This window comes from Sulfitobacter sp. F26204 (genome assembly GCF_026410305.1).
GTDB lineage: Bacteria > Pseudomonadota > Alphaproteobacteria > Rhodobacterales > Rhodobacteraceae > Sulfitobacter.
Genome location: NZ_JAPMLQ010000001.1, coordinates 225018 through 244052 on the forward strand (window position 1 = coordinate 225018; position 19035 = coordinate 244052).

The following is a 19035-nucleotide window of genomic DNA, read 5'->3' on the forward strand; positions in this document are numbered from 1 at the left end:
TATCACGCGCTTAGGTCTGCGTCATGGGTAAATCGTCGACTGTATCAACATCACGCAGGGTCGCGATTTCGGCAATACGGTGATCGGGAAGGCTCGCCTTGCTGTCGTTCAAGGCGTATTCGCTGGACCAGCGCACCTTCTGTAGAAACCCTTTTGACTGCCGCCGGGGATGTTTCAAACCGATCAACCAGTACCCACCATCCAAGGCAGGCCCAAAAACAGCGTCATGATTTCCCAACGCCTGGAAGGCTTGCGCGACATGATGCCGACGGATCTCCGGAATGTCAGCGCCGATCAAACAGGCAGGCCCATTAGGCACCCGCCCCAACATCCGGGCCATACGGGCACCCAGATCCCCGCCACCCTGCGGCAGGCGAGGCAGATCCCCAGGCCAGATACGGCTTGTCAGCCCTTCACGGTCGGGGCTGACGGCCAGGACAAGATCCCACCGCGGATCACGCAGGGCACGCAAAACCCAGCGTGTTTGATGACGGAACCACCAGGCAGCGCTGGTCATGCCAAGGTCACGGCCAAGTCGGGTTTTGACGCGGCCTGGACGCGGCTCCTTGACCATAACGATCAGTGTTTTCCTCACAGGTCGCGCACCATCTCCCTATGGGGAATGCCGGCGTCGTCATAGACTTGGCCAACAGGGTCAAAACCCAGCCGTTGATAAAACCCCAATGCGTGAACTTGCGCGCCCAGCCGGGCTTGTTTGGCCTTGCCTCGCGACACCTCCAACGCCTTGTGGATCAGCGCCGCACCCAGACCCGTACCGCGCATTGACTTGATCACACACACGCGCCCGATCTTGGCAACACCAGAGGCGATATAAATGCGGGCGCTGCCAACAGCATTTGCCCCTTCCATTGCCAGCAGGTGCAACGACACATCGTCGAGGTCATCGATTTCATCGGCTTCGGAGACACCCTGTTCTTCAATAAACACCTGCCGCCGCAAGGCGCGACAGGTGACAATATCATCGGTCAGGGAAATGGTGGTACTCATGCAAAGTATTCCTTGAGTATCCGGCCATAAATCGCCTTGAGCTGGTGAATATGTTCGATGCGCACATTCTCATCCACCTGATGCATAGACTGCCCGACAAGACCGAACTCCACCACCGGACAATGTGATTTCACAAATCTTGCATCCGACGTACCGCCTGTGGTCGAAAGCTGTGGTGTAACCCCTGTTTCCGCCTCAACGGCCGATGCCACCAAGGTAGAGAGAGGGCCGGGAGGTGTGATGAAGCTTTCGCCTGAAACCTTGATCTGCATGTCGATCTCAATGGCAAATTCGGCGCGAACCTTTTCAACCTCCTTTTCCAGCCAAGCCGTGAGCGACGCAGCGGAATGGCTGTCATTGAACCTGATATTCGCCGTTGCCGAGCAAGAGGCAGGAATGACATTGGTCGCTGTATTGCCCGTATCCACCGTTACCACCGCCAGAGTCGACGGATCAAAATGATCGGTGCCTTCGTCCAGGGTGTGTGAGGCCAGCCGATCCATAAGGCGCATCATTGCTGGCAGCGGGTTGTTGGCGCGATGAGGATAGGCGGAATGGCCCTGTTTACCCAGCACCTTGAACCAAACCGTCATCGAACCCCGGCGTCCGATCTTGATCATATCGCCCATCACCTCGGGGCAGGTCGGTTCCCCAACGAGGCAGACATCCATGCGATCACCGTTTTTCTCCATATGCTCCAGCAAAGCGGTGGTACCGTCCAGCGCATCACCTTCCTCATCCCCAGTGATGGCAATGACAACCGACCCATCAGGCGGTGTCGCGCGCACGAAATCAACCGCAGCGGCGACAAAAGCGGCGACGCCCGATTTCATGTCTGTCGTACCGCGTCCGTACATTATCCCATCTTTGATTTCAGCGCCGAAGGGCGGCATCGTCCAATCCGACGCATTCCCGATTGGTACGACATCAGTATGACCGTTGAACCCAAAAGTTTTTGTGTTGCCCTTTTTGCCCCAGCGCGCAAACAGATTGCGGATGCCACCACGGTCGGCCCAGACACAGTCAAACCCCGCAGCGGTCAACACCTCCTGCACGATCTCCAATGCACCTTCATTTGCTGGCGTCACCGAGGCGCATCGCACCAATCGGGCGGTCAGATCTACAGGATCAATCGGGTCAATTGCGCGGGCCATGCTGGGTCCTTTTCAAAAAACACTAGGGCCCGTCACTTTTGTGGCGAAAAAGGCGCGGTGCCAAGGGGGGCTGCGCAGGAAATGCTTAACAGAGGGCGCGGCACCTGTTAGCATTATGTCAATAATATGACCCGAGGCAGGGCATCAGCAGTACCGCAGTCGCACCGAGCACCTGAAAACAGGGCCGATTTGACCGCAATGTAACACAACAGACAAGGGTGGTTTCCGCCTGAAATCCTGTGCTGATCATTGCTATCCGGGCCCAAGGTGTGAGGCAGGACAATGGTAGCAGCAGCAGAGCTTCCAATTAATACGGTACGCGAAGGCACCACCGCCACGCAGATGGCGCAGACCATCTTTGGCAATGGTGTCACGGTTACGGGTGCCACCTACTACGGCGATATTGATAGTGCCGGGATTTATTCCAACGGAGACTCTGTGACACCCGGTGTCACACCTGGCAACACGGGTGTCATCCTTTCAACGGGCAACGCACAAGATTTCACGAATTCTTCAGGTCAGTCCAACCAGAACACCAACACCTCGACGAATACTTCGGGAACAAACAATCACGGCCAATACAATAGTGCTGCGGGTGCCCGGACCTATGATGCCTCGACGCTGGATGTCGATTTCATCCCCGACACAAGCATCATGACGATGCAATTCATCTTTTCATCGGAAGAATACCCGGAGTTCGAAAATTCGATCTATCAGGATTTTGTTGGCGTCTGGATCAACGGGACACTGGTGCCAATGGACGTGGGGAATGGCGATGTCGACCCTGGCAACGTCAACACGACCAACAACATCAACATGTACGTCAACAACCAGAATGACGAATTCAACACCGAGATGGACGGTTTTACGATCACGCTTACCTTGACGATGAACGTCAATGTTGGCGTGACAAATTCCATGCGCATCGCAATCGCGGATGTGGCTGATTCAAACTACGATTCCAACCTGTTGATCGCAGGTGATTCCGTGCAAACCGATCTTGTGGCCTTGTCAGACAACATTGATCTGTTTCCCGACGGGGACAAAGTTATCGATGTTCTGGCCAATGACATCAACAACGGCCCCGGTTCGCTGACCATTACGCAGATCAATGGCGTCGATGTGGTTGCGGGTGACACAATCACCTTGCCGACCGGGCAAACCGTCAAGTTGAATGCCGACGGCACATTTACCGTAACTGGTGATGGCGACGTAGAGAATTTCAACTTTACCTACACAATCGACAACGGTGTCGATACGGATGTCGGTTTTGTCAATGCGACGGGCGTCCCTTGCTTTGTTGCCGGTACGATGATCGCCACCCCCGATGGAGAGCGGCCCGCCGAAAGTCTTGTTCCCGGAGACCTCGTCTTGACCCAGGATGACGGCCCACAGCCTCTGCGCTGGATCGGAACACGTGAGGTTGCAGCCACAGGTGATTTTGCTCCGATCCAAATTCGCGCAAACACTTTTGGTACACACCGTGATCTGCTGGTCTCGCCGCTGCACCGTGTACTGATCCGCGACAACCTTGCTGAACTGCTTTTCGGTGAGGCCGAAGTATTGATTGCCGCGCGTGATCTGGTGAATGACCGGTCTGTGCGGCGGCGATCAGGGGGCGAGGTAACCTATGTACATCTTCTGTTTGACCGCCATCAGGTTGTGTTTTCCGAAGGGTTGGAAACCGAGAGTTTCCTACCTGGCCCGCAAACAACCAAGAGTTTCGAACGCGAGATTGTTGACGAGATCTGTGCAATTTTTCCCGAAATAGATCCAGAGACCGGTCGCGGTTATTCCCCAGCCGCGCGCCGCACCCTGAAACGCTATGAGGCGGATTTGCTGCGCGCCGCCAAGGTGGCCTGACATGACTTGGCTTGCCCTTTGTGACCATGATGACCGCAGATTGTCCTTGCGCGGGCTTGGCACCGACAAAAAAGAGTCTCCACAGCTTGAGGATACGCCTGCGACACTCCTGACCCGTGGCAGCATCATGTTTGAAACCCGATTGTCGGCAGATGGTCGTCCACAGGTTCTATTTGGCTACAAAACCACATTCCCTGCCATGCGCAGTTTGACGTTTCAGGCCATCCCCGGTGGCGGCATCGCGATGGTGCAGGTTCAAAACGGTGACATATCACACGCAGCCATCAAACACGCCGAAGCAGGCCGGACCGATGTGGTGCGTATCACCTATTCCTGGGACAGCACGCTGAATTGGGGTCGCATGACGCTGGAGAAACCGGAAGAAACGGAAGTTACCAGCGTTTACATCGACAATCCCCGTGCCCTGTCTTTAGAGGATATTCGCGATTTGATGCTGGGGCGCAGCGATCAGACCTTTGCCTCTGACATGATATTCGCCGCTCTGTCGGACCAGATCGAACCGATTGGTCCGATGCCAACACTGTTGCCTGGGACGCCGCTGGCGACGCCTTGGGGCTATAAAGATGCCAATAAATTGCAGCGTGGCGATACGGTGATCACCCGTGAGGCTGGCATTGTACCGGTATTGCAACATGTCGGGCGCACCGTGCCTGCCCGCGGCAGTTTCTGTCCCATCCGTTTGCGCGCGCCTTACTTTGGGCTGCAGCAGGACATCATTGTCGCACCTGACCAACGCTTGATTATTGACGGACCCGAAGTAGAATATCTGTTCAGTCAGGAGGCCGTGCTGGTGCCTGCGCGTCATTTGGTCAATGGCTTTGCCGCGCTGACCGAGCCTTGCGGCCCGATGATCACCTATTCCCAGCTGTTGCTGCCTCGCCATGAAACCTTGCTGGCCGCCGGCACCTCGGTCGAGAGCCTGTATATCGGCCGGATCAGGCGCAACAACCAGCATCTGCAAAGCAGCCTGTTACATAGTTTTGATCGGGCACTACTGCCTGAACATCCGCGCCCCGCGCATCACGTTTTACGTTGGTTTGACGCCATCCATCTGGCACGTCGTCGCGCGGCATAAACCGATACAGCCCTTAAGAGGTCAGTCGAAAAACGGCGTCATCTGTGCAATGATCACAGAATTTTCATCCAGTGCCCGTTGCATCAGTCCACGCTCTTCTTCATCGATTTCATGCCCCTCTGCCTCGCGTTCAGCCAGAGTGCCATAGCCGTCGACATCAAGCGGATTGGTATCGGCCTGTTTGAGAATGGCGACAGTTTCACGCACGGCCTCAGCCTCATCCACGCCGGAAGCGAAACACATCAGAGCAGCACCTGTTGCCTTGTCCGGCAGGCCGTCACCCTCCTTGCGCCCGATCTGGACCAATAGGGTATAAACCTGCTGACGCGAAGGTTTTTTGGTTTTATTGCTCTCTGACATGACCGGGGTTGCCCTTTGGTAAATACGATAGCTTCGGGAACCGCTATTCGCAGCGAATGTAACGTGTAACGTCTCCGCCGTCACGAACCGTCACGATCCCCTCCGGCGTGTCGAGGATCATGATCCGCATCTGAGATATTTCGCTCTCGTTACTGCAGTGCAGATCAAACAGCGTCGCATCCATGTCCCGCACCTTGGTAGGATTCAGCATCCGGCATTCGGACTCGATGCCAAAGAACACCCCATCCTGAATGGCCATAGCTCCGCCATCCATTCCGACGCTCTTGCAATCCCAGGCGTCGGCCCATTCCGCATCGGGTTTATACAGGCCGTCCAAACCCTGCGCATGTGAAACATTTGTCATGGCAAGCGTTGCCATTAGCACGATTGCAGACGCACGCATCAAATCAGTCCCGCAACAACTCGTTTATCGAGGTTTTGGAGCGCGTCCGTTCGTCGACCCGCTTGACGATTACCGCGCAATATAGGTTCACACCGTTCTTGGACGGCATGGAGCCTGCGACCACAACAGAGCCTGAGGGCACTTCACCATACATGACTTCGCCGGTTTCGCGGTCCACAATCTTGGTTGACTGGCCGATAAATACCCCCATGCCAAGCACGGAACCTTCGCGTACGATACAGCCTTCGACCACTTCGGAACGCGCACCGATAAAGCAATTGTCTTCGATGATCGTCGGGCCGGCCTGCATTGGCTCCAACACGCCACCAATGCCCACGCCGCCGGACAAATGTACGTTTTTCCCGATTTGTGCACAGGAACCCACGGTAGCCCAGGTATCGACCATCGTTCCGGAATCAACATAAGCGCCAATGTTCACAAATGACGGCATCAATACAACACCAGGCGCGATATAGGCAGATTTGCGCACGACACAATTTGGAACAGCGCGAAATCCGGCAGCAGCCCACCGGGCATCATCCCATCCCTTGAACTTGCTGTCTACCTTGTCCCACCAGCCGGCACCCTGCGGGCCGCCTTCCTGATGTTCCATGTCCTTAATGCGAAAACCCAGCAGCACGGCCTTTTTTGCCCATTGGTTCACATGCCAGCTGCCATCGTCCTGCTTTTCCGCCACCCGCAGTTTACCACTGTCGAGGGCGTTCAGCGTGTCTTCGATTGCGTCTCGTGTCTCGCCCGTGGTGGCCGAGGTGATCTCATCGCGCGACTCCCACGCGGCTTCGATGGCGTTTTCAAGTTGGGCGTTGGACATCTGGCTGCTCCTGCTGCAAACGGTTCCCCGCGCTATATCCTTGGCCCGAGGTCAGCGCAATCTCTCAGCGTAATTTGATCGAATGACGTTTCAGAGCCCGAATCCACGCGTTATTGAGCTTTCCAACAGGCAGCATCCCTTGCAAGTCCGCCCCAACCAAGCCACCCTGACGTCGACCATTTTGGAGACTTCGATGAAAGACGATCAACGCCGCCATCCCCTACGCGATGCGAACACAGATCGCGCAGCGGCCGAAGCGGCACCAGACACCCCCCAGACACGTGCACCTGCATACAAGTTGGCCTTTACCGATGATGCCTTCATGGGGCGGGAAGAATTGCGACCCGTACGGTTGCAACTGGAACTGTTGAAGCCAGAGATGATGTTGGACGCCGAAGGCATTACATCAACCATCGTATTGTTTGGCGGTGCCCGCATTCCCGAACCTGCGCAAAAAGACATGGCACGCACCAAAACCCTGGCGGAATTGTCTCGCTTTTATGATGAGGCACGCGAATTTTCGCGACTGATGACGTTGAAATCGATGAAAGGTGGCGGCACCCAGGACGTGATTGTCACCGGCGGCGGTCCCGGTGTGATGGAGGCAGGCAACCGTGGCGCCGTAGACGCCGGTGGCCGGTCCATCGGCCTGAACATCGTGTTGCCGTTTGAACAGGCGCCAAACCTGTATGTTACGCCCGAGCTCTGCTTTAATTTCCATTACTTCGCGATCCGGAAAATGCATTTCCTGATGCGCGCAAAGGCGATCTGTGTCTTTCCCGGTGGCTTTGGCACCATGGACGAAACCTTTGAGGCACTGACCCTGATCCAGACCGGCCGCATGCAACGAGTGCCGTTTCTGTTGTTCGGCCGTGCGTTCTGGCAGAAAATCATCAACTGGGAGGCGCTGGCGGATGCGGGCACCATTTCAGCCGAAGACCTTGATCTGTTCAGGTTTGTCGAAACCGCAGATGAGGCGATGGCGTTGATCGACAATTGGGAGCCAGCAACCGCGCGAGAATCAATTCCCGGCCGGTAGGGCCGCCGCCCCGGAAGGGATCAGTCTAGGCGCTTATTTCTGCGGGAAGGACACCGACTTCGACATGATGTGGCAGGGTTTCTACGACCTGACCGTGATCCGTGTCTTTGATCGCATAGCCGTACCCTGCCAGCCGGTGCTTCCATTCGCGCTGGGACAAGGCATTTCCGCGTTCGCGCAGAACCAGATCAATAACCTGGGCAGTGATGAACGGGTCTTTGTTGGACATGATGGACATCTGAATGTTCCTGATTGACTGTTTCGATGGAAACAATCTGCTCCCGAACCATGGCAGCAATGACGCTGGATTACGGCAGAACCGAGGTTTTTTGGCGATGGTCGGCAAAGGTTTACCTTAGGTTGCATCGCCGAAAATTTGCGTAAATTCAGTGCCTTGAAGAATTGCCTTTGTTCATCATTTTGGCAAAGTCGGTGATGAACTTACCTTGTTCTACTGTATCGGGAACTGAAACACTTCTGGCGGCGCTGACTTTTTCAACCGCGGAACCTGCCGCATCACCCAAGGCCATCAAAGTACATGCCGCCACCATTCCCGAGCGTCCGATACCTGCACGGCAATGAATTGCAACAGTACCGCCGCCTTTCAATTGTGCGGCAATCTCAGTGATCAAGCCCAGGAAATCCTCGGGATCAGGCAGACCAAAGTCCACGATCGGATAGGACACGAATTGCATGTCGTGTGCGGCACAAAGATCTGCCTCACTCTGCAGGCCCAGATCACATGCTTCCGGTTCCGGCAGCATTGACAATACTGTGCTTACGCCCATCTCCTTTAGATGCCGCATGGCCTGCATTACATCCTCGCGTGGCGGGCAGGGCATGATCCACAGAGCGCCCGGCGCTGCCACCGGCACCGGGTAACAACGCAGGGTCATTCAGGACAGGCCCGTTTCAGCCTCGATCTGCCTGCGGGATTTGCGCGCACGTTCAGTTGCCGATTTCAACTGGCCACAAGCGGCCATGATGTCCTCTCCACGCGGCTTGCGGACAGGAGATGCATAGCCCGCTTGATGCACAATGTCGGAAAATGCCCGGATGCGGTTGTTTGACGATCGTTTGTAAGGCGCCCCAGGCCATTCATTGAACGGGATCAGGTTTATCTTTGCCGGGATGCCCTTGATCAGTGCCACCAACCGATGTGCATCTTCGTCACTGTCGTTTACGCCCTGCAGCATCACATATTCAAAGGTGATCCGTTCTGAATTGGAAACCTTTGGATAGGCCCGCAAGGCTGCCAGCAGTTGTTCAAGATTCCATTTCTTGTTGATCGGCACCAATCTGTCGCGCACTTCATCCGTCGTCGCGTGAAAACTGATCGCCAGCTGGCAACCGATCTCTTCAGCAGTGCGGGCAATCTCTGGTACGACGCCTGACGTGGACAGGGTAATCCGGCGGCGCGACAATTGGATGCCTTCGGGATCCATTGCGATCTTCATCGCATCGCGCACGTTCTCGAAATTATAAAGGGGTTCACCCATCCCCATCAACACGATGTTGGACAGCAATCGGGTTTCGACATTGCGCGCTCCGACTTCGGGCCATTCATCCAGATCATCACGGGCCACCAGAACCTGACCGATGATCTCGGCCGCGGTCAGGTTGCGCACCAGCTTTTGCGTTCCGGTATGACAAAAAGAACAGGTCAGGGTACAACCGACCTGCGATGAAACACACAGGGTACCGCGCCCTTCTTCCGGAATATAAACAACCTCAACCTCATGTCCGCCGGCAATACGCACCAGGTATTTGCGTGTGCCGTCCTCGGAAACCTGACGCGTCACTACTTCGGGCACCTCGATCACAAAGGTCTGCGCCAGTTCAGCCCGAAAGGCCTTGGACAGGTTGGTCATCTCCGCAAAATCGCGCTTGCCCCACTGGTAAATCCACTGCCAGATCTGTCCGACACGCATCTTGGCCTGCTTTTCCGGGGTCCCTTGGGCAATAAGGGCCTCCCGCATCCCCTCACGGGTCATGCCAATCAGATTCTGTGGGCCAGCCGGCAATTTACGCGGCATGGTATGAACATCCTGGGTGATGGGGGCGGTGACAGACATGGGGACGACTCACTGGTTGGGATGGGCTTGCTATATACGACACACCGCAAATTGCAAAAGATGCCCGACATACCCCGCAGCGCGGCTCCAGAAACAGCGCAAATCCGCTGCTTCATCTTGCCAATAAACTCAATCCCGCACCCACTGCCCGTTCGACACCGGCGTTTGGTATCGCTACAGACAGGCCGTCAGCCCCGCTCAGCCGCCACAGCGTTTTGCAGCATCCTCAAGAGCCGCAGTGAAGCCAAGCAGCGAAAAGGTATCCTTTGTCGCGGTCCCGCGACCGGAACGTCCGGAAAGGATGGCATTGGCACCGCGTTTCATCGCGGTAATGATCTTGGCATCGTCATCTGTCGTTGCCGGCCAGGCCCATTCGCCCTCGGTGAACAACTCGAAAGACGTGCCCGATATGTTCATCGTGACTGTTGACCCAGATGCAAACGGATAGCCACCTGTAAAGGCAACCTGCCCCTTGGCCCCTGCTGACGGACGGTAAAACACCATCAACAAGGTTTGACCGCGGTTGACAGCCACAACACGTCCATCACGCGAATTCACGGTTTCCTTGGGTGTCGATACGCCCCAACACTCGGTAGGATTGTCTTCGACGAACACGCTCCAGTCGGTTTTGGCCGCAACGCGATTTGTACTTTGTTCTTGTGCATTTCCGCTCGTGGCCAATAGCGCTGCCAGCCCCAAAACGCATCCAAAACTTGTTCTCATTCCCATCTGTCCAGCCTCCAAGCTGTCCTTAACCTCAATATGACCAGGCCCTGTTGGCGATGCTTTGCCCATCGCTCTTGTCTCAAGTGCCTGTTATCTTTTCGTCAAAGAGCATAATAACGCGAAACAGGCGACAGACGAAACCCTGATTGGCAGGATTTCGCTTAACAAATAGGTGAATAATGACCCAGGCAGCCCCCTTCACGGAAATTTGGCGTGGTCCTTTTCTTGAGAGTGTCCATTTCGGGCATGCCGTGATCTGTGACGAGAACGGTCAAATCACGCAGGCGTGGGGTGATCCGGACAAAGTTATCATGCCACGGTCTTCCTCAAAAATGATCCAGGCACTCCCGCTTATCACCTCTGGTGCGGCCGATATACGTGGACTGACGACACAGCAACTGGCCCTGTCCTGCGCCTCTCACCAGGGGGCTGCGATCCACACCGATCTGGTCGCTGTCTGGTTGGAAACATTGGGCCTGACCGCTGCGGCCTTTCGCTGCGGCCCACAAGAACCTGCAGACAAAGACGCAAGAGAGAAACTGATCAGTGCGCATGAAACCCCTTGCCAGATCCACAATAACTGTTCGGGTAAACACGCGGGCTTTCTGACCCTCACCCAACATCTGGGTGCCGGTCCCGATTATATTGATCCTGATCACCCGGTTCAAAAGGCATGTCTGGACGCCTTTGAACAGATCACGCAGGAAACCTCGCCCGGTTACGGCATTGACGGATGTTCCGCGCCAAACTACGCCTGTTCATTGCATGGCATGGCCCGTGCAATGGCGCATTTTGCTGCTGCTCCTGATGGATCGCCAGAGGCACGCCTGCATCAGGCGATGCGCCTGCATCCTGAACTGGTTGCCGGAGAAAGCCGCGCCTGTACCGAATTGATGCGGGCGATGGATGGCAAGGTTGCGCTGAAAACCGGCGCTGAGGGATTTTTTATCGCCATCCTGCCGGAACAAAAGCTCGGTATTGCGCTCAAGGCCGCCTGCGGCACCACCCGCGCTGCTGAATGTGCGATTGCAGCACTGCTGGTCAAACTGGGCGTTCTCCACGCCAATCATCCTGCAACGCTGAAACGCCTAAATGCGCCCATCAAGAATTGGCGCGGCATCGAAACCGGTATCCTGAAACCGGCAGCCGGTCTCATCTGAGCCTCTAGGTGGCGCTACATCTCAACGATGGGGGCCACTTCGACTGACCCGCCGGAGGCGCAGATCGGACAACCGGCAGCCATCTCGCAAGCCTCTTCAATGCTGTCAGCCTTAACGATGGTGTAACCGGACAGCGGATTCGACCCGCCATTATCAGCAACGCCTGTGGCACTGACCGTTTTGGACATGCCAACAGGGTTGCCGGGGTTCACCATCTTGTCGCCCAGACCTTCCATCCAGGCACCCCAAGCTTCCATCATCTTTGCACCTTCTTCCGGAGTTTCCGGCATGCCGCCGCCATGATATGCAAACATATACTCGGTCATTGTCGTGCTCCTGCTGGTAAAAGTTAGGTTTGGAACTCATCCTTAGCATATCCCTGCACAAAAAGCAGTGCCGTCAGATCGCCATGGTTTATCCGCAGACTGCATTGCGCCGCAACCGACGGCTTTGCATGCAGGGCGACGCCCATGCCAGCACGCGTCAGCATCCCCAGATCATTTGCTCCGTCCCCGACCGCAATGACATCACAGTCACCTATCCCCAGACGCCCAGTGATCTCTTCCAATGCATCGACCTTGGCCTGGCGCCCCAGGATCGGCAGGCCGACTTCGCCGGTGAGAACGCCATCTTTGATCAGCAGACCGTTGGCGCGGTTTTCGTCAAACCCGAGTTCCGTGGCAACATGGGCGGTAAAGGCCGTGAACCCCCCCGACACAAGCGCCGCGTATGCGCCATTTGCCTTCATGGTTGCCAACAAGGTCCTGCCGCCAGGCATGTAGGTAATCCGTTCGGCCAGTACCTTGTCGATCACCGATGAGTCCAGTCCCTTCAGCAACCCGACGCGCGCGCGCAGGGCACCGTCAAAATCCAGTTCGCCATTCATCGCCCGTTCGGTAATGTCCTTGACCCTGGCACCGACCCCTGCTTCTTCTGCGAGCTCGTCAATGCATTCCTGCTGGATCATCGTGCTGTCCATATCCGCGAGCAGCATCTTCTTGCGGCGATGTGCAGTGGGTAACACCAACAAGTCGACCCTCATCGCCTGACAGCTTTCCCAGACCTGCCATAGGTTACTGGGCATTTCGGGGATTTCGAATTCAGCGGCCTCGTCCGGTGCCAACCATGCGGCATCACCGCCGCCCCAGGCATTACGCACCGACTCTACCAGTGACGGTTCCAGCGAAAGGGCTGTCGGGGAGGTCAGCAAAACAACTGTAAACATGGCAAAGTTTCCGATCCGCGTCAGGGAGGTCGCAAAAAAGCGATCAAACGGCGGTCTAGCCCCGTTTTAGCGATTGTGCCAGCCCGCACCGCCGCATAAACGCAGCAGTGGGACACCCTTCCCCAACGAAGGGCGCATATCTGAGAGGATAGCATCAATGGCTATTGAACTACCGGTCGCGCGACCGATGAATCCGCGTTTTTCTTCTGGCCCCTGTGCCAAACCCCCCACATTTGATCTGACCGCATTGTCTGACGCGCCTCTTGGCCGCAGCCATCGCGCCGCTGTTGGCAAGGCCAAACTGCTGGAAGCGATCGAAACAACCCGCGACATTCTGGGCGTGCCAGCCGATTATCGCATCGGCATTGTGCCCGCGTCCGACACCGGCGCGTTTGAAATGGCTATGTGGAGTATGCTGGGCGAGCGCCCCGTACAGATGGTGGCATGGGAATCATTCGGCGCAGGCTGGGTCACAGATGTGGTTAAACAGCTCAAGATCGACGCCACCACCCATACCGCGGACTACGGCGAGATCGTCGATATGACCGCGCTGAACTATGACAACGACGTTTGTTTTACATGGAACGGCACCACATCTGGCGTCCGCATGGCGAACGGCGATGCGATTCCGGCAAAGCGTGAGGGGTTGACCCTTTGTGATGCAACATCAGCTGCATTTGCCATGGACCTGCCATGGGACAAACTGGATGTCACGACATTCTCCTGGCAAAAAGTTCTCGGCGGCGAGGCAGCACACGGCATGCTGATCCTGTCCCCGCGTGCGGTCGAACGGTTGGAAAACTACACCCCCGCATGGCCGCTGCCCAAGATTTTCCGCATGACAAAAGGCGGCAAGCTGAACGAGGGCATCTTCAAGGGTGAAACCATCAATACGCCTTCGATGCTATGCGTTGAGGATTACCTGAACGCTCTGAAATGGGCGAAATCCGTAGGTGGGTTGAAAGGGTTGATTGCACGGGCAGATGCCAATGCACAGGCGGTCGCTGATTTCGTGACGGCACACGACTGGATTGATTTCCTGGCCGTTGATCCAGCGACGCGATCGAACACTTCGGTCTGCCTGAAATTCACGGATCCACGCATCAGTGATGGCGCAGCTTTTGCCAAAGCTGTCGCAAAGCGGCTGGCGGATGAAAACGTCGCCTTTGACATCGGTGCCTATCGCGATGCTCCTCCGGGTCTGCGCATCTGGTGCGGTGGCACGGTTGAAACCGCTGATGTCACGTCGATGTTGCCTTGGCTTGCGTGGGCATTTGAGACCGAAATTTCATCCTGATTCCACAGGTAAATTGCCCACTCTATATCCCCTCCCTCATGGTGGACCTCCGGGCCACCCCCGTCTTGAATAAAGGACCAAACTCATGGCCCCCAAAGTACTCATCTCCGACAAACTCAGCGAAGCCGCGGTTCAGATCTTCCGCGACCGTGGCATCGATGTGGATTTTCAGCCCGATCTGGGCAAAGACAAGGACAAACTCGCTGAAGTTATCGGCAATTATGACGGCCTTGCCATCCGCTCCGCGACCAAGGTAACCGAGAAAATCCTTGCCAATGCGACCAACCTCAAGGTCATTGGCCGCGCCGGCATCGGCACCGATAATATCGATAAGGAAGCCGCGTCCAAGAAGGGTGTGATTGTGATGAATACGCCTTTTGGCAATATGATCACGACCGCTGAACATGCCATCGCGATGATGTTTGCCGTGGCACGTCAAATTCCCGAGGCCAGCACATCGACGCACGCTGGCAAATGGGAAAAATCCAAGTTCATGGGTGTCGAACTGACCGGCAAGACGCTTGGCGTGATCGGCGCGGGGAACATTGGCGGTATCGTCTGTGACCGCGCGCGGGGTCTCAAGATGAAAGTTGTCGCCTATGACCCCTTCCTAGGTGAAGAAAAAGCTGAAAAAATCGGTGTTGAAAAGGTCGAGCTGGACGAACTCCTGTCGCGTGCCGATTTTATCACCTTGCATGTGCCCTTTACCGATCAAACGGCAAATATCCTGAGCCGTGAAAACCTTGGGAAAACCAAAAAGGGCGTGCGCATCATCAACTGCGCGCGCGGTGGTCTGGTCGACGAGGAAGCACTGGCAGATATGCTGAAATCCGGTCATGTTGCCGGCGCGGCCTTTGATGTATTCAAGGTAGAGCCAGCAAACGAAAACCCGCTGTTCAACCTGCCCAATGTCGTATGCACGCCGCATCTCGGTGCCGCTACGACTGAAGCACAAGAAAACGTGGCGTTGCAGGTGGCAGATCAAATGGCCGACTATCTGTTGACTGGTGCCGTCAGCAACGCGCTGAACATGCCGTCTGTCACCGCGGAAGAAGCCAAGGTGATGACACCATGGATTGAATTGGCTGGACATCTTGGTGCGTTTATCGGTCAGATGACCGATGAACCGATCAAGGCCATCAATATCCTGTATGATGGTACGGTTGCGGACATGAACCACGAAGCGTTGAACTGTGGTGTGGTCGCGGGGATCATGAAACGCGCCAACCCGGATGTGAACATGGTCAGCGCGCCCGTGGTTGCACGTGAAAAAGGCATTCAGATCAGCACGACCAATCAGGACAAATCCGGCGTCTTTGATGGCTATGTCAAAGTGACTGTGGTGACGGAAAAGCGCGAGCGTTCTGTCGCCGGGACGGTATTTTCGGACGGCAAGCCAAGATTCATCCAGATCAAAGGCATTCAGATCGACGCTGCAATCGGTGCGCATATGGTCTATACCACGAACGAAGACGTGCCGGGCATTATCGGTACCTTAGGCCAGACCATGGGCGAGAATGGCGTCAATATCGCAAATTTCACATTGGGACGTTCCGAAGCCAAAGGCGAAGCGATTGCGCTGCTTTATGTCGACGAACCCGTACCAGCGCCGGTGATCGAAAAGCTGAGCAAGACAGGCATGTTCACACAGGTCAAACCATTGCAATTCGACGTGGCCTGATCTGGCGAGCAGTGCTAAACCCTCAACGCCCGCCCCTTGTCGGGGCGGGCGTTCTTATGGAGCGACCCAGATGGTGCACCCAATCTATGCAATCGGCGATATTCACGGTCAGCTGACCGAATTGCACCGCGTTCTGTCGCTGATCGAAGCTGACGGCGGCCCTGATGCACAGATCGTTTTCCTGGGCGATTACACAGATCGCGGCCCCGACAGCCGCGGCGTTCTGGATCTATTGGTCCAGGGAAAGGAAGCCGGGCGCAACTGGATCTTTCTGAAAGGCAACCATGACCGCATGTTCTATTGGTTCATGCAAGATTATCCGCAGCATGAAGCCTATCTACCCGTAGAACTGTACTGGTTGCATCAGCGGTTGGGCGGGGACACGACGCTGGCTTCTTACGGCGTTGAGTTTACCGCACATTCGCGACAGATCGAAGTTCACGAACAGGCGCATCAGGCAATTCCAGAAACTCATGTACAGTTTTTGAAAGATGCCGATTTATCCTATCAAACAAATTCCCTTTTTTTCGCCCACGCCGGAATCCGGCCAGGGGTGGCATTGGAGGACCAGGATGAAGAGGACCTATTGTGGATCCGCAAGGAATTTCATCAGGATCCCCGAAGCCATCCCAAGTTGATAGTGCACGGCCACACACCAGTCGACAAAGCCACCCATTACGGCAACCGCATCAATCTGGACAGTGGGGCAGGATACGGCAACTCTCTGACCGCCGCTGTCTTTGAAGGCAATAATTGTTGGGTATTGGGGCACGAGGGGCGTGCGCCGCTACTGCCGCAGCAGGACCGCTGAAACATAGCAGCGCCTGATCAGAAAAGCGCGTCCACAATAACAACAAGGCCCGCGCCACCTACCGCGCTGACGATCCCGGTAAGGAAAAACCAGCGTTTGCGCGGCCGACGGTCCACTTGGGGTGGGTTGGTCTGTGCCATCAACGCACCCTCAACCAATGCAGGCAAGCGCGGGCCAAAACGGGCCAGCACCATAGCGGTATCGGCCAGATCACCGATCAATGCAGCCGGGCCAATCGATTTAGTAATGTAATTGGTGACAATCGGGCTCGCGACTTCCCAGATGTTCATATTGGGGTTCAGCGACCGCGCAACGCCTTCCACCACAACCATCGTGCGTTGCAGCAGGATCAGTTCGGTGCGTGTTTCCATCCCGAAACGTTCTGTAACCTCAAACAAGTAGGCCAGAAGTCGCGCCATCGAGATATGCGTGGCATTCATCCCGAAAATCGGTTCCCCGACTGCCCGCAAGGCACGGGCAAATTCATCCATGTCCTTGTCGGCGGGGACATATCCAGCCTCGAAATGCACACGCGCCACGCGTTTATAATCACGACGGATAAAGCCATAGAGAATCTCGGCGTAGACACGGCGAGTGTATTCATCAATGTAACCCATGATGCCGAAATCAAGGGCGATGATATTGCCATTCGGTGCGACTTTCAGGTTTCCCTGATGCATGTCGGCGTGAAAATAGCCGTCGCGCAATGCGTGGTTCAAAAACAATTGCAGCACTCTGTTGCTAAGCACCACGCGGTCATGACCGGCTGCATCTATTGCGTCATTATCCCCCATGGAAACGCCTTCCGCCCATTCCAGCGTCATCACGCGACGCGACGAATGATTCCACTTGATCGCGGGCAGCTGAAATCCTTCGTCCTTGACCGTGTTGGCGGCAAATTCCGAGGCTGCAGCACTTTCCAGTCGCAGATCAAGCTCACCGCGCACCACCCCGTCAAAATGTTCGATCACATCCAGAGGACGCAAGCGCCGTGCTCCGGGAGAGAAAAGTTCGACCATCCGAGCAGCCAGATAAAAGGCGTCAATGTCTTTACGAAATGCTTTTTCGATACCCGGGCGCAGCACTTTGACAGCGACATCCGACCCATCGTCGATCAGTCTTGCGTGATGTACCTGTGCGATAGAGGCAGCAGCAACAGGTTCGCTGAATTCTGAAAAGATCTCATCAACGGGTTTTCCCAACTCACGCTCAACCGCCTTTTTTGCCTCTTCGATGCTGAAGGGCGGCAGCTTGTCCTGTAGCACACGCAGCTGCACGGCCAGTTCGTCGCCAACAACATCGGGACGCGTGGACAATATCTGACCAAACTTGATGTAGGCGGGACCTAATGCGGTCAAGGCACGAGTAGCAGGCGGCATCGATGGATCACCTCGATACCCCAGAAATTTGAACGGCAACCCAAGCGCGCGCGCCACAAAACGCAGGGCTGGTGTTGCCTCGAATGCATCAAGGACGACATTCATTGCGCCTGCGCGTTCCAGCGTCGCACCGGTGCGGATCAACCGCCAAATATTATGTACCCCGCGCAAGGCTTACAGCTTCCAGCCGGAATGGAGCGCGGCGATTCCCATGCTCAGATTCCGGTATTTTGCCTGTTCGAAACCAGCTTGTTTTACCATATCCAGAAACGTTTCCTGATCAGGAAAGTTTCTAATGGATTCAACTAGATATTGGTAACTATCACGATCATTGGCGATGATCTGACCCATGCGCGGGATCACATTGAAGCTGTAAAGATCATAGGCTTTCTGCATCATGGGATTGGGCAGCTGGCTGAATTCCAGCACCATCAGTCTGCCACCGGGGCGCAGCACGCGAAAGGCCTCGTTCAGCGCTTCTTGGGGACGAGTGACATTGCGAATGCCAAAGCTGATCGTATAAACATCAAAGGAATTATCTTCGAAGGGCAGCGCCATCGCATCTCCCACTACCCAATCAAGGCTATCCTCCATTGCGGCAGCTTCGGCACGTTTGCGCCCTTCAACCAGCATCTCTTCAGTCAGATCACAGACAGTGGCATGGCCGGACCCGGCGCGTTTCAGGAATTTGAACGATACATCCCCCGTACCGCCCGCCACATCCAGCAGTTTTTGACCGGCACGCGGGGCCAGCCAGTCCATCATCGCTTCTTTCCATATTCGATGAATGCCAACACTCATCACATCATTCATGATGTCGTATTTGTTGGCGACATCTGAAAAAAGGCTGCGCACCATGCCGGCCTTGTCATCTTCACGGATGGTTCGGGCCCCAAAATGCGTGGTCTTGTCAGTCATGGTCATCG

General features: G+C 55.7%; 21 protein-coding genes. 7 read left to right on the forward strand and 14 right to left on the reverse strand.

What is annotated here, in order from left to right:
- Nucleotides 1-10: 10 nt before the first annotated feature.
- From OS190_RS01055 to dapE, 3 genes are read right to left on the reverse strand one after another with little or no spacing between them, the layout of a single operon-like run.
- Complete coding sequence (locus tag OS190_RS01055) at nucleotides 11-595, reverse strand: TIGR04282 family arsenosugar biosynthesis glycosyltransferase (RefSeq protein ID WP_267156805.1); 585 nt, start codon at nucleotides 593-595, stop codon at nucleotides 11-13.
- On the reverse strand, nucleotides 592-1008 hold the full coding sequence (locus OS190_RS01060) for a GNAT family N-acetyltransferase (protein WP_267156806.1): 417 nt from the start codon (nucleotides 1006-1008) through the stop codon (nucleotides 592-594). The genes OS190_RS01055 and OS190_RS01060 overlap by 4 nt, the downstream gene beginning before the upstream one ends.
- Nucleotides 1005-2150, reverse strand: coding sequence for a succinyl-diaminopimelate desuccinylase (gene dapE, locus OS190_RS01065; protein ID WP_267157326.1), 1146 nt, complete (start codon nucleotides 2148-2150; stop codon nucleotides 1005-1007). The genes OS190_RS01060 and dapE overlap by 4 nt, the downstream gene beginning before the upstream one ends.
- A gap of 294 nt (nucleotides 2151-2444) precedes the next feature.
- On the opposite strand from dapE, the gene OS190_RS01070 reads away from it, so the two are divergent.
- Both OS190_RS01070 and OS190_RS01075 read left to right on the forward strand, forming a co-directional pair.
- Nucleotides 2445-4025: a Hint domain-containing protein gene (locus OS190_RS01070; protein ID WP_267156807.1), complete on the forward strand. Its 1581-nt coding sequence runs from the start codon at nucleotides 2445-2447 to the stop codon at nucleotides 4023-4025.
- Between the two features lies 1 nt (nucleotide 4026).
- On the forward strand, nucleotides 4027-5121 hold the full coding sequence (locus OS190_RS01075) for a Hint domain-containing protein (RefSeq protein ID WP_267156808.1): 1095 nt from the start codon (nucleotides 4027-4029) through the stop codon (nucleotides 5119-5121).
- A gap of 21 nt (nucleotides 5122-5142) precedes the next feature.
- Here OS190_RS01075 and OS190_RS01080 read toward each other — a convergent pair whose 3' ends face one another.
- From OS190_RS01080 to dapD, 3 genes are read right to left on the reverse strand one after another with little or no spacing between them, the layout of a single operon-like run.
- Complete coding sequence (locus OS190_RS01080) at nucleotides 5143-5481, reverse strand: DUF8846 family protein (protein WP_267156809.1); 339 nt, start codon at nucleotides 5479-5481, stop codon at nucleotides 5143-5145.
- 43 nt (nucleotides 5482-5524) lie between these two features.
- A complete protein-coding gene (locus tag OS190_RS01085; protein ID WP_267156810.1) occupies nucleotides 5525-5884 on the reverse strand; it encodes a hypothetical protein in 360 nt (119 codons plus the stop codon).
- Between the two features lie 4 nt (nucleotides 5885-5888).
- Nucleotides 5889-6716 (reverse strand): 2,3,4,5-tetrahydropyridine-2,6-dicarboxylate N-succinyltransferase, encoded by an 828-nt coding sequence (dapD, locus tag OS190_RS01090; protein WP_267156811.1) that lies wholly within the window; start codon nucleotides 6714-6716, stop codon nucleotides 5889-5891.
- Nucleotides 6717-6909: 193 nt separating this feature from the next.
- Between dapD and OS190_RS01095 the strand changes: the two genes are divergently transcribed.
- Nucleotides 6910-7755, forward strand: coding sequence for an LOG family protein (locus tag OS190_RS01095; RefSeq protein ID WP_267156812.1), 846 nt, complete (start codon nucleotides 6910-6912; stop codon nucleotides 7753-7755).
- A gap of 25 nt (nucleotides 7756-7780) precedes the next feature.
- Here OS190_RS01095 and OS190_RS01100 read toward each other — a convergent pair whose 3' ends face one another.
- The 4 genes from OS190_RS01100 to OS190_RS01115 all read right to left on the reverse strand — a co-directional run bounded on the left by OS190_RS01100 (nucleotide 7781) and on the right by OS190_RS01115 (nucleotide 10553).
- Nucleotides 7781-7993 carry a hypothetical protein gene (locus OS190_RS01100; protein ID WP_267156813.1) on the reverse strand — a complete coding sequence of 71 codons (213 nt, stop codon included), beginning with the start codon at nucleotides 7991-7993 and terminating at the stop codon, nucleotides 7781-7783.
- A gap of 148 nt (nucleotides 7994-8141) precedes the next feature.
- Nucleotides 8142-8651, reverse strand: a complete 510-nt coding sequence (locus tag OS190_RS01105) for a protein-tyrosine phosphatase family protein (protein WP_267156814.1) — start codon at nucleotides 8649-8651, stop codon at nucleotides 8142-8144.
- Nucleotides 8652-9830: a dual-specificity RNA methyltransferase RlmN gene (gene rlmN, locus OS190_RS01110; RefSeq protein WP_267156815.1), complete on the reverse strand. Its 1179-nt coding sequence runs from the start codon at nucleotides 9828-9830 to the stop codon at nucleotides 8652-8654. It abuts the gene before it with no gap.
- A gap of 198 nt (nucleotides 9831-10028) precedes the next feature.
- On the reverse strand, nucleotides 10029-10553 hold the full coding sequence (locus OS190_RS01115) for an invasion associated locus B family protein (RefSeq protein ID WP_267156816.1): 525 nt from the start codon (nucleotides 10551-10553) through the stop codon (nucleotides 10029-10031).
- A gap of 182 nt (nucleotides 10554-10735) precedes the next feature.
- Between OS190_RS01115 and OS190_RS01120 the strand changes: the two genes are divergently transcribed.
- Nucleotides 10736-11716, forward strand: a complete 981-nt coding sequence (locus OS190_RS01120; RefSeq protein WP_267156817.1) for an asparaginase — start codon at nucleotides 10736-10738, stop codon at nucleotides 11714-11716.
- Between the two features lie 14 nt (nucleotides 11717-11730).
- On the opposite strand, the gene OS190_RS01125 is transcribed toward OS190_RS01120, so the two are convergent.
- Nucleotides 11731-12042, reverse strand: coding sequence for a YciI family protein (locus OS190_RS01125; RefSeq protein ID WP_267156818.1), 312 nt, complete (start codon nucleotides 12040-12042; stop codon nucleotides 11731-11733).
- Nucleotides 12043-12065: 23 nt separating this feature from the next.
- Complete coding sequence (serB, locus tag OS190_RS01130; RefSeq protein WP_267156819.1) at nucleotides 12066-12941, reverse strand: phosphoserine phosphatase SerB; 876 nt, start codon at nucleotides 12939-12941, stop codon at nucleotides 12066-12068.
- 157 nt (nucleotides 12942-13098) lie between these two features.
- Here serB and OS190_RS01135 point away from each other — a divergent pair, with 157 nt between their 5' ends.
- From OS190_RS01135 to OS190_RS01145, 3 genes are all read left to right on the forward strand, one after another.
- Nucleotides 13099-14238 carry a phosphoserine transaminase gene (locus OS190_RS01135; protein ID WP_267156820.1) on the forward strand — a complete coding sequence of 380 codons (1140 nt, stop codon included), beginning with the start codon at nucleotides 13099-13101 and terminating at the stop codon, nucleotides 14236-14238.
- Nucleotides 14239-14323: 85 nt separating this feature from the next.
- Nucleotides 14324-15919, forward strand: a complete 1596-nt coding sequence (gene serA / locus OS190_RS01140; RefSeq protein ID WP_267156821.1) for a phosphoglycerate dehydrogenase — start codon at nucleotides 14324-14326, stop codon at nucleotides 15917-15919.
- A 70-nt stretch (nucleotides 15920-15989) separates the two neighbouring features.
- Nucleotides 15990-16730 (forward strand): metallophosphoesterase family protein, encoded by a 741-nt coding sequence (locus OS190_RS01145; protein WP_267156822.1) that lies wholly within the window; start codon nucleotides 15990-15992, stop codon nucleotides 16728-16730.
- A 17-nt stretch (nucleotides 16731-16747) separates the two neighbouring features.
- Here the strand turns inward: OS190_RS01145 and ubiB are convergent, their stop codons facing one another.
- Both ubiB and ubiE read right to left on the reverse strand, forming a co-directional pair.
- Nucleotides 16748-18280, reverse strand: coding sequence for a 2-polyprenylphenol 6-hydroxylase (gene ubiB, locus OS190_RS01150; protein ID WP_267156823.1), 1533 nt, complete (start codon nucleotides 18278-18280; stop codon nucleotides 16748-16750).
- 3 nt (nucleotides 18281-18283) lie between these two features.
- On the reverse strand, nucleotides 18284-19027 hold the full coding sequence (gene ubiE / locus OS190_RS01155; protein WP_267156824.1) for a bifunctional demethylmenaquinone methyltransferase/2-methoxy-6-polyprenyl-1,4-benzoquinol methylase UbiE: 744 nt from the start codon (nucleotides 19025-19027) through the stop codon (nucleotides 18284-18286).
- Nucleotides 19028-19035 lie beyond the last annotated feature (8 nt).